A 9,630-nucleotide genomic window follows, 5' to 3' on the forward strand; every position below is an offset into this window, starting at 1 on the left:
AGACAAGATGAATAACAATCAAACTCCACGGAAACAAGGACTATACGATCCCCAATTTGAACATGATGCTTGTGGTGTCGGTTTTATCGTTCATAAAACGGGGAAAAAGTCCCACGATATTGTTGAACAGGCCTTAACAATTCTACTAAACCTCGATCACCGTGGCGCGTGCGGTGCGGAAAAAAATACGGGAGATGGGGCGGGTATTTTGTGCCAAATCCCCGACCTATTTTTCCGGAAAGTGACGAGTAATCTAGGTTTTACCTTACCGGCAGCGGGACAATACGGGGTAGGAATGCTTTACACGGCCCCTGATGCCGAAATTCGCGGGAAAGGTCGGCAGGAATTCGAGAAAATCGCCGCCGAAGAGGGGTTAAAAGTTCTCGGTTGGCGTGATGTTCCCACGGATAACTCCAGTTTAGGCAATTCGGCCAAATCTACCGAACCCTTTATCGAACAGGTTTTCATCGAACGCGATGCCAATTTAAGCGATGATCTGGCCTTTGAACGCAAATTATACGTTATTCGCAAACGTTCCCACCTCAGTCGTCAATCTTTTAATCGTTACTGGTATCCTTGCAGTATTTCTAGTCGTACCATTGTCTATAAAGGGCAATTAATGCCGGTACAGGTGGGTGACTATTTTCCCGATTTACACGACCCCGACTTTCAAAGCGCTTTAGGATTAGTCCATTCCCGTTTTAGTACCAATACCTTCCCCAGTTGGGAACGCGCCCACCCTTACCGTTATATTGCCCACAATGGCGAAATTAATACCCTGCGAGGTAATATTAACTGGATGCACGCCCGTCAGTCGATGTTTGCCTCACCCTTATTCGGGGAAGACATCAAAAAAATCCAGCCGGTCATTAATATCGAAGGTAGTGACTCCTTAATTTTTGATAATGCCCTAGAATTAATGGTTTTATCGGGGCGTTCTCTTCCTCACGCTGTCATGATGATGATTCCTGAACCCTGGGCGGCCCACGAATCGATGAGTGACGAGAAAAAAGCTTTTTATGAATACCATTCCTGTTTGATGGAACCCTGGGATGGTCCGGCCTCGATCGCTTTTACCGATGGTACGATGATGGGAGCAGTGTTAGACCGCAATGGTTTACGTCCTTCCCGTTACTATGTCACCAAAGATGACCTAGTAATTATGGCATCGGAAGCGGGAGTTTTACCCATTGAACCGGAACGCGTCGCTTTTAAAGGTCGTCTGCAACCCGGCCGGATGTTCCTTGTGGATATGAAAGAAGGTCGTATCGTGGCCGATGAGGAGATAAAAGAAGCTATTGCCAAAGCTCATCCCTATCGCCAGTGGTTAAACCAAAATTTAGTCAATTTAGACGATTTACCGGCCGTTGAAACTGCCCCGCCGGAAACTGCTGTTTCCCTAATTCAACAGCAAACCGCTTTCGGTTACACTTTTGAAGAATTACGTCTTTTATTAGCCCCCATGGGCCGGGATGGAGTGGAAGCAGTGGGTTCCATGGGTTCCGATACACCCCTAGCCGTCTTGTCCGATCGCCCAAAACTGCTTTATGATTACTTTCAGCAGTTATTCGCCCAAGTCACTAACCCCCCGATTGACTCAATTCGCGAAGAAATTATCACCTCTCCCATCACCACTATCGGTGCGGAGAGAAATCTTTTGGATCCGCAGCCGGAAAGCTGTCACCTGATTAAACTTAACTCTCCCATCCTCACTAACGCCCAATTAGCGCGTTTACAGGGCAATAGCGAATTTAAAACCGTGACTATTCCCATTCTCTTCGATCCCACTTCGGGAGTTGAGGGGATGCGTAGCACAATTGAGGCAATTTGTCAAGAGGTGGACGAGGCAATTTTAGCGGGCGCGAGCATTATTATTTTAAGCGATCGAGGTATCGATAAAAATCACGCCCCGATTCCCTCACTGCTGGCGGTTGCCGGTTTACACCATCACCTCATCCGGCAGGGAACCCGCACCAGAGTCGGCCTTGTCCTGGAATCTGGCGAACCCCGGGAAGTGCATCACTACGCCCTTTTACTCGGTTATGGTTGCGGTGCGATTAATCCCTATCTAGCCTTTGCCACCCTCGGCAGTATGATCGAGGAAGGTTTATTGGTAGGAGTTGACCACCAGACCGCCTGTAAAAACTACATAAAAGCCGCCACCAAGGGCGTAATTAAAGTGGCCTCTAAAATTGGCATTTCCACCCTGCAAAGCTACCGTGGGGCGCAAATATTCGAGGCTATTGGCTTAAATCGATCGGTAGTCGATCGCTATTTTACTTGGACAGCTTCCCGCATTGAAGGGGCCGATTTAGAAATTATTGCCCGAGAATCCCTACTCAGACACGGCCACGCTTTCCCCGACCGGGATGTTAATGTGCATACCCTCGATATTGGCGGTGAATATCAATGGCGTAAGGACGGGGAAGCCCATCTTTTTAGCCCAGAAACCATTCATACCCTGCAACAAGCGGTAAAATTGGGCAAATACGACCTCTTTAAGAAATATTCCCAACTGGTCAACCAACAGAATCAAAAATTCTTCACCCTGCGGGGACTATTAACCTTTAAAAACCGGGAAAGTATCCCCATCGAAGAAGTGGAACCGATTGAAGCGATTATGAAACGCTTTAAAACCGGGGCCATGAGTTACGGTTCCATTTCCAAAGAGGCCCACGAATCCCTCGCTATTGCCATGAATCGTATCGGTGGCAAGTCGAACACCGGGGAAGGGGGCGAAGATTCCGAGCGCTACACTTGGACAAATGAACGGGGAGACTCGAAAAATAGTGCCATTAAACAGGTGGCTTCCGGCCGTTTTGGTGTCACCAGTCTTTACCTCTCCCAAGCGCGAGAATTGCAGATAAAGATGGCCCAGGGGGCAAAACCGGGCGAAGGCGGTCAATTACCGGGTAAAAAAGTCTATCCTTGGATTGCCAAAGTCCGTCACTCCACCCCCGGAGTCGGTTTAATCTCTCCCCCACCCCACCACGACATCTACTCCATTGAAGACCTCGCGGAGTTGATTCATGACCTAAAAAATGCCAATCGCGCGGCCAGAGTGAGCGTAAAACTGGTTTCTGAGGTGGGAGTTGGCACAATCGCCGCCGGAGTCGCTAAAGCTCACGCCGACGTGGTTTTAATCTCTGGTTTCGATGGTGGGACCGGTGCCTCACCCCAAACCTCGATTAAACACGCGGGTTTACCCTGGGAGTTGGGACTAGCAGAAACCCATCAAACATTGGTGTTAAATAATCTTCGCAGTCGCATTGCGGTGGAAACCGATGGCCAGATGAAAACCGGCCGCGATGTGGTGGTAGCGACGCTATTGGGGGCCGAAGAATTCGGTTTTTCGACCGCGCCACTGGTGACGTTAGGCTGTATTATGATGCGGGTTTGTCATCTTAATACCTGTCCGGCGGGGGTAGCGACCCAGGATCCGTTATTACGGAAGAATTTCATCGGGGATCCTGAATATACGGTGAATTTCATGAAATTTATCGCCCAGGAAGTGCGGGAAATTATGGCCGAATTGGGATTCCGCACCTTAAATGAAATGGTGGGGCGAACTGATGTATTAGAGCCGAAACAGGCTGTAGAACATTGGAAAGCGAAAGGAATTGACCTAACTCCGATTCTCTATCAACCGGAGGTAGATGCAGAGGTAGGACGCTATTGCCAGATTCCCCAGGACCACGGTTTAGATAAGTGCTTGGATATAACCGTTTTACTGGATTTATGCAAGGATGCCATTGAAAAAGGCGAAAAAGTCAAGGCGACACTACCGATTAAAAATATTAACCGCGTGGTGGGGACGATTTTAGGCAACGAAATCACTAAACGTCACTGGGAGGGTTTACCCGAAGATACCGTACATCTCCATTTTCAGGGCAGCGCGGGGCAGAGTTTCGGTGCTTTTGTTCCCAAAGGGGTGACACTGGAGTTAGAAGGGGATGCCAATGATTATGTGGGTAAGGGTTTAAGCGGTGGCAAAATCATCGTTTATCCGCCCAAAGGTTCCACTTTTGTGGCCGAGGAGAATATTATCATCGGTAATGTGGCTTTATACGGTGCAACCAGTGGTGAGGTGTATATTTCTGGGGTTGCTGGGGAACGTTTTGGGGTGCGTAACTCTGGGGTGACTACGGTGGTTGAGGCTGTTGGCGACCACGCCTGCGAGTATATGACGGGGGGTAAAGTCGTTGTTTTAGGGCCCACCGGTCGCAATTTCGCCGCCGGGATGAGTGGTGGTGTCGCCTACGTCCTCGATGAGTCGGGGGATTTCGCCACTCGTTGCAATACCCAAATGGTGGCTTTAGAGGCGCTAGAAGGGGAAGAAATCAACGATTTACGCGAGTTAATTCAACGCCATGCTGATTACACCCAAAGTCAAAAAGCGTCCCTAGTTTTAGCAAATTGGTCGGAAATGTTGCCCAAGTTTGTTAAAGTAATGCCCAAGGATTATAAGCGGATGTTGCAGTGTATTAAAGAGGCGTTAGATTCCGGTTTAACCGGCGATTCTGCCCTCGATGCGGCTTTTGAAGCCAACGCCCGCGATGTGGCAAGGATTGGCGGTAGTTAGAGTTTAATGGGGGCTGAATAAGCCCCCTTGTTTATTCCTGTGGTTATTCTGATAAATTGTTAGTATTCAACCTTCCTTTTCGCTTTGGTATTGAAAAGGTAAAGCAATTCTGCCATGAAAATTATAAAATCTTTTAGAAAAATGTTCTAGATAAGGACTACTTAATATCGTTCTTCGTTTCGCTATTCCCAGTTCTATCTGACGATAAATTGTTTCAGAGTCTAAGCCAAAGACTATCTTAAAATCGGCGGTTAACTCTGGTAAACCTTCAGCCTGTAAATCACAGTCCTTAGGAATTGTCTCAAAAAAATAATATCTTTCATGACGGTGATCTTCAATCAATTTCCATTCCTTTGAGTTCATGCCACTTTTTGCATCTATAGTTCTTGTTTCTTGTGCCGTGGAAACCCGACAAAAAATTATGGAATTTAGTAACTTATGCGATTGATAACTACCAGGTTGCCTAGCTTTGTAATCCCAATCTAAATCGCAATCTTGAGAAACGACGATGACAAAAGGATGTGGTAGCACATCGAAAGAAAAATCTGGAGAATTTAAAGATATTTCGCTCGCAATCGGTTTATACTGAATGACATTGGTGAGTATTTCTCCCTGCCTCAACGCTGTTTCTCCACTAGCTTTTTTATAAATGATACGTTCTGCCATAAAATACCCGTACAAATAAATTAAGGTTCTAAAACAATAGGTGGTACAGGCTGTATCGCTCTCAATTTACCTCTAATACTACTGGCTGGAATTACAGGTACAATTTTCTCAGGACTAAGATTAGAATAAAAACTCGCAATGTCTTCCAGTTGTGTTACCGATTCATCTAACGCATCTTCAGGAAGAGACTGTAATATTAACAGACATTTAATAAGTGCAATTAATTTGTCTTGAGGAAATTCTCTCCAATGAGTTGTTAAAGATAAGGAAGAGTCAGACATCGTGAGATCGAAACTAGGATAGTTTCCAGTTATCGTTCTACCAGCTTTTCTATCAATTAACAAATGTACTAGAAAATCACCAGTTGAGGTTTGACTTTTGTTAGGACGGATCGACATTGGTCGGTCGTAATGCGTCGTGGAGAGTTTCGCTAATACTGCACCGGAAGAGCTTTCTGGCGGATTTGTTGAAGCTATCGAGTATGTTCCAGACATTTTCATCCCTCGCTATTTTTCTTTCTGTGTAAAAATCTGCATCTAATAGATAGGCTTCCTCTTCATCATTTGCTTTAGTATTTTCAACATATACTAATCCATGATTAAAATTCACCTGTCCATTATCTACTTTCAAAACCAAACTCTTGTTTATCGATTGAATAGATGCAGAAAAATCAGAATCGTAAAGTTCTGAAGCAATTCTTCTTGTGATTAGCTCTGACCACTTTTTACTCTCTAATTGTAGTTCGGAACGTACAATTAAATTTCGATATCTCAATCCAACTCTTGTGTAAAAAGATGGTTTATATATTCTTTCAAAAATTGTAACTGCGAACTCCAGTTTTTCCCTGAAATATTCGTATCTTTCGTATGCAGATGTCGTGAGCGCAATCAAATCTTTATCAACAGCTAACTTCCATTTTTGATCTTCTGATTTAAAAATATAGGCACTATTGTTAGGTAGCGGCAAATTAAATTGTTGAACGACCTTGGCAATTTCAGGAGGTATCTGTGGTTGAGTACGTTCAACAAGTGGATATTGAAATCTGATCTCATCTTGAAATTCAACAGGTTCTTGATGAGATATTTTTAATATAGGTGGAAAGGTCAATTGACAAACCACCTCGAATAATGGATTGTACTCGTAAATGACACGATCAAACTCTGGTAGTTTCATTGACTCATGCTAATCTATGTAATGCTTGCATGGCAATTATACCATAAAACGACAACGATTGACAATATTTAGTAATATTTTAATAAAATGGCAGCGGTTTCGCCTGTATTATATCTATCTTTACACAAATAAACCCAAATAATTTTTTACATCTAATTGTCTGAATATTTAAAAATCAATATTTAAAATATATTAAAAAAGTCGAATAAAAATTGAAAAGACGACTTGTGCTATAAAAACTCAAAAGGGATGATAGTGTCGAGTTTTCCGATAGGTTGGGAAAAACGATTACTGTTGTCACCATGGCCGAAAATTCCCTCCGTTTCCCCACCCCGCTAAGGACTCGTGTTAAACTGATTAATCATGCTGGTGTCTAGAAGCGACCTATGCCAAACTTAACCTTAAGCAACGAACAAGTAATCGAATTAGTCAAACAACTCCCCGAAGCACAGCAACAGGAACTATTTAGATTCCTCATCCAGCGTCAGTGGGGAAATATGGAAGCTATAACCGATTACGGAAGCCAACAGGCAAAAATCGTCGCAGCAGAACGCGGCTACGATTGGGATACCATGACGGAAGACGAAAGAGAAGAATTTATCGATGAAATCGTTCATGAGAAGTAGTGATTTATACTGTTGTCTTCGACACAAATATTCTCATATCTGCTGCGCTTTCTAAAGGCGGTAGCCCGAATAGTTGTTTTTCCCTAGCCCAAAGCAAACTGATTCGATCGGTCACTTGTCCAGAGATTTTAGGCGAATTATCCGAAAAACTTCTACTAAAAATCAAATTTCCTGAAGAACGAGTTAGAAAATACATTGAGGAAATTTGTGATGCTTCTAGCATTGTTTCTATAGGTGGAACACTTAGAGCCGTTCCCAATGATCCCGATGACGATATGATCATAGAATGTGCAATCGCTGGCAAGGCTACCCATATTATCACGGGAGACAAACATCTTCTTTCACTGGTTGAATATCAAAATATTCAGATCGTGAAAGCAAAAGACTTTTTGGACTTTTTAGATCGAAATAATAACCATGAATTATGAACTTTACTCAATGGGATTTTATTAAAAGATATTCGCGAAGCAAGATTATCCGCAGGAGACGTGGGGACATTGGTAGAAAAACATCAAATCGAGGGATTAGAAAGGGGTTATAGTGTCGAATTTTTCGATAGGTTGGGAAAAACGATCGCCCTACCAAATACGTTGAATACCGTACCGATCTAAAATAGTATCTACACTAATAATCGGAATATTTTCAACAATGGCTTGAGCTACCAGAAGGCGATCAAAGGGGTCTTTATGATAAAAAGGAAGGGTGATCAGCGCATCCGTATGTTCTGGTGTGATGGCAAGGATATTAAATTGATATTGATTAAGGCATACGTCGATAAAATCTTTGTAAGATTGATGTAAAATGAGTTTACCGATACTGATTTTGATGGCGATTTCCCAATAGGATGCTGGGCTGATTAATATTTCGTTATTTTAGTTAATAATTAGTTGATGGGCGGCGCTACTTAGTGGGGATTCGTTGAGTGTGTACCAAAGCAGAGTATGGGTATCGATTAGACATTTCAATGCAGATACTCCGCGAAGTCTTGTAAGTGTTCTTCATCATCGGCCACGATGGTAATCATTCCTTTACATAGGCCAGGCCCCGGACGTTGGGGAGATGTGGGGGTTTGCCCGATTAATTTGGCTAGTGGGAGATTATTATCGGTAATCAACAATTCTTCCCCCGGTTTGAGATTGTATATCAGTTCGGGCAGTTTGGCTTGAGCTTCTTGGAGAGAGACAATCATAATTTTACGGCAAGCGCGAAGATGAAAGGACTTTCTAGGCCGATAATTTCTCGATTCTAACCGATCGAAGCCCGGAAGGTGTAGGCGAACCGAAAACCTTCTCCATTAAGGACTGGTGTTAAACTGATTAATCATGCTGGTGTCTAGAATTGACCTATGCCGAACTTAACCTTAAGCAACGAACAAGTTATCGACTTATTCAAACAACTCCCCAAAGCATAGCAAGAATGAGCCTTAATAATATGAGCAAAATTTTGATCGAAGTCAGTCCCGAAGCGGCAGAAGTCTATCAATCCGCATCCCCGGAGGAACAAGAACGCGTCCGGGTTCTTGTCGATTTGCTAATTAGAAAGCCAGTTAACAGCGATATCGATTTCTTGAGAAAACTAATGGACGAAATTAGTGATGAGGCGGAAGCTAGAGGATTAACCCCCGAAATTTTAGAATCTTTACTAAATGAGCCTTGAATATTCTTTTATTCTCGATACCAACGTTTTAGTAAGCGCGCTTCTGTCGAAAAACTGCAAAGCTCGTCAGGCATTAGACAAAGCCCAAAATATCGGCAAGCTTTTAATGTCCGAATCTACTTTGTTAGAATTGATCACTGTTTTCAATCGTCCCAAATTCGATAGATATGCCTCCTCAGCAAAAAGGCGGCTATTTATAACGGCGAGGCTCTTTCATACTTAGGGTGAAAACCCTGGCATTTCTGACAGATTCCTCGAAAATGTATTTCTGGAATTCTTGCTCTGCAACGATTCCAGAAGTGATAATCTCAGCTTATCACACTAAGTACGGAAGAGCCACGGCGATAGAAAGAACTGCGGAAATTGTCGTGATTCGAGAGAAAATCAAGGTTTGCAGAGATGAGAAAAATATAGCGGTTCTCGCATTTGTGCGGCACACTTAAACCTTTGCCGATTAAGCTGTTCAGGATCGGAAATGTACCTCTTCTGAATCAGAAACGCTATAATCAGTATTTAGAACTAGCGATCGATGGTCAAGCTACCTGTATTGTAAGCGGTGATTCTGATCTATTAGCTTTAAATCCATTTCGAGAAATCCCAATTTTAACGATTCAAGAATTTCTACATCATGACTTTTCCCGTTAGCGATCAGTCTCCTCGCCCACGAGCCGGCTAGAGACTCGTGTTAAACTGATTAATTAGGGTTTGCTGAAAAAGTTTGTTGGTGGGGGCAGGGTGTGGGGTGTGGGGTGTGGGGTTTTACCCATTTTCAGGCGGTCAATTACCTCTGACAGGGGGACAAGCGAGCTAGAAAACTTGCCAACAAAGGCTTCTGGCTTCTCTCGCTAGAAATAGATCTAGCGATTCTAGGCAAAAAGCTAACGAAAGAATTAGGGATAGGAGCGAGCTTACTAGGAATTATTATTA

General features: G+C 43.6%; 11 protein-coding genes and 1 pseudogene. 7 read left to right on the forward strand and 5 right to left on the reverse strand.

Annotation, left to right across the window (positions count from 1 at the left end):
• The first annotated feature begins 7 nt into the window (after window positions 1-7).
• Entirely contained in the window at window positions 8-4,582 is a 4,575-nt protein-coding gene (gene gltB, locus IM485_RS09320) for a glutamate synthase large subunit (protein ID WP_287742601.1), read from the forward strand.
• A 66-nt stretch (window positions 4,583-4,648) separates the two neighbouring features.
• Here gltB and IM485_RS09325 read toward each other — a convergent pair whose 3' ends face one another.
• From IM485_RS09325 to IM485_RS09335, 3 genes are read right to left on the reverse strand one after another with little or no spacing between them, the layout of a single operon-like run.
• Window positions 4,649-5,248, reverse strand: a complete 600-nt coding sequence (locus IM485_RS09325; RefSeq protein ID WP_287742604.1) for a hypothetical protein — start codon at window positions 5,246-5,248, stop codon at window positions 4,649-4,651.
• A gap of 20 nt (window positions 5,249-5,268) precedes the next feature.
• On the reverse strand, window positions 5,269-5,646 hold the full coding sequence (locus tag IM485_RS09330; protein WP_287742607.1) for a hypothetical protein: 378 nt from the start codon (window positions 5,644-5,646) through the stop codon (window positions 5,269-5,271).
• Window positions 5,630-6,421, reverse strand: a complete 792-nt coding sequence (locus IM485_RS09335) for a TIGR04255 family protein (RefSeq protein WP_106909646.1) — start codon at window positions 6,419-6,421, stop codon at window positions 5,630-5,632. Before IM485_RS09335 ends, IM485_RS09330 begins: the two co-directional genes overlap by 17 nt.
• A gap of 386 nt (window positions 6,422-6,807) precedes the next feature.
• On the opposite strand from IM485_RS09335, the gene IM485_RS09340 reads away from it, so the two are divergent.
• The 3 genes from IM485_RS09340 to IM485_RS09350 are packed head-to-tail and all read left to right on the forward strand — an operon-like array spanning window position 6,808 to window position 7,658.
• Window positions 6,808-7,047, forward strand: coding sequence for a hypothetical protein (locus IM485_RS09340; RefSeq protein ID WP_002750644.1), 240 nt, complete (start codon window positions 6,808-6,810; stop codon window positions 7,045-7,047).
• A complete protein-coding gene (locus IM485_RS09345; protein ID WP_287662638.1) occupies window positions 7,047-7,475 on the forward strand; it encodes a putative toxin-antitoxin system toxin component, PIN family in 429 nt (142 codons plus the stop codon). The genes IM485_RS09340 and IM485_RS09345 overlap by 1 nt, the downstream gene beginning before the upstream one ends.
• A gap of 60 nt (window positions 7,476-7,535) precedes the next feature.
• The gene (locus IM485_RS09350; protein ID WP_287742613.1) at window positions 7,536-7,658 is read left to right on the forward strand and encodes a hypothetical protein; all 123 of its coding nucleotides are present in this window, start codon (window positions 7,536-7,538) and stop codon (window positions 7,656-7,658) included.
• Here the strand turns inward: IM485_RS09350 and IM485_RS09355 are convergent.
• Together IM485_RS09355 and IM485_RS09360 are read right to left on the reverse strand one after the other, a co-directional pair.
• Entirely contained in the window at window positions 7,626-7,910 is a 285-nt protein-coding gene (locus IM485_RS09355) for a type II toxin-antitoxin system VapC family toxin (RefSeq protein WP_353846006.1), read from the reverse strand. The genes IM485_RS09350 and IM485_RS09355 overlap by 33 nt on opposite strands.
• 98 nt (window positions 7,911-8,008) lie before the next feature.
• Complete coding sequence (locus IM485_RS09360) at window positions 8,009-8,236, reverse strand: type II toxin-antitoxin system Phd/YefM family antitoxin (RefSeq protein ID WP_002763578.1); 228 nt, start codon at window positions 8,234-8,236, stop codon at window positions 8,009-8,011.
• 242 nt (window positions 8,237-8,478) lie between these two features.
• On the opposite strand from IM485_RS09360, the gene IM485_RS09365 reads away from it, so the two are divergent.
• The 3 genes and pseudogenes from IM485_RS09365 to IM485_RS22980 all read left to right on the forward strand — a co-directional run.
• The gene (locus tag IM485_RS09365; protein WP_002737428.1) at window positions 8,479-8,703 is read left to right on the forward strand and encodes a C2H2-type zinc finger protein; all 225 of its coding nucleotides are present in this window, start codon (window positions 8,479-8,481) and stop codon (window positions 8,701-8,703) included.
• Window positions 8,693-8,926, forward strand: a complete 234-nt coding sequence (locus IM485_RS09370) for a PIN domain-containing protein (RefSeq protein WP_238142017.1) — start codon at window positions 8,693-8,695, stop codon at window positions 8,924-8,926. The genes IM485_RS09365 and IM485_RS09370 overlap by 11 nt, the downstream gene beginning before the upstream one ends.
• Window positions 8,927-9,041: 115 nt before the next feature.
• Window positions 9,042-9,348: pseudogene (locus tag IM485_RS22980) on the forward strand (hypothetical protein); the annotation flags it as partial.
• Window positions 9,349-9,630 lie beyond the last annotated feature (282 nt).

Source organism: Microcystis sp. M169S2 (assembly GCF_020245865.1).
GTDB lineage: Bacteria > Cyanobacteriota > Cyanobacteriia > Cyanobacteriales > Microcystaceae > Microcystis > Microcystis ichthyoblabe_A.

What these genes read in the sequence shown, in the direction of transcription:
- IM485_RS09370 (WP_238142017.1), top strand. Translation starts at nt 8,693, where the DNA reads ATGAGCCTTGAATATTCTTTTATTCTCGATACCAACGTTTTAGTAAGC.
- IM485_RS09325 (WP_287742604.1), bottom strand. Translation starts at nt 5,248, where the DNA reads ATGGCAGAACGTATCATTTATAAAAAAGCTAGTGGAGAAACAGCGTTG.
- IM485_RS09330 (WP_287742607.1), bottom strand. Translation starts at nt 5,646, where the DNA reads ATGTCGATCCGTCCTAACAAAAGTCAAACCTCAACTGGTGATTTTCTA.
- IM485_RS09340 (WP_002750644.1), top strand. Translation starts at nt 6,808, where the DNA reads ATGCCAAACTTAACCTTAAGCAACGAACAAGTAATCGAATTAGTCAAA.
- IM485_RS09365 (WP_002737428.1), top strand. Translation starts at nt 8,479, where the DNA reads ATGAGCAAAATTTTGATCGAAGTCAGTCCCGAAGCGGCAGAAGTCTAT.
- IM485_RS09335 (WP_106909646.1), bottom strand. Translation starts at nt 6,421, where the DNA reads ATGAAACTACCAGAGTTTGATCGTGTCATTTACGAGTACAATCCATTA.
- IM485_RS09360 (WP_002763578.1), bottom strand. Translation starts at nt 8,236, where the DNA reads ATGATTGTCTCTCTCCAAGAAGCTCAAGCCAAACTGCCCGAACTGATA.
- gltB (WP_287742601.1), top strand. Translation starts at nt 8, where the DNA reads ATGAATAACAATCAAACTCCACGGAAACAAGGACTATACGATCCCCAA.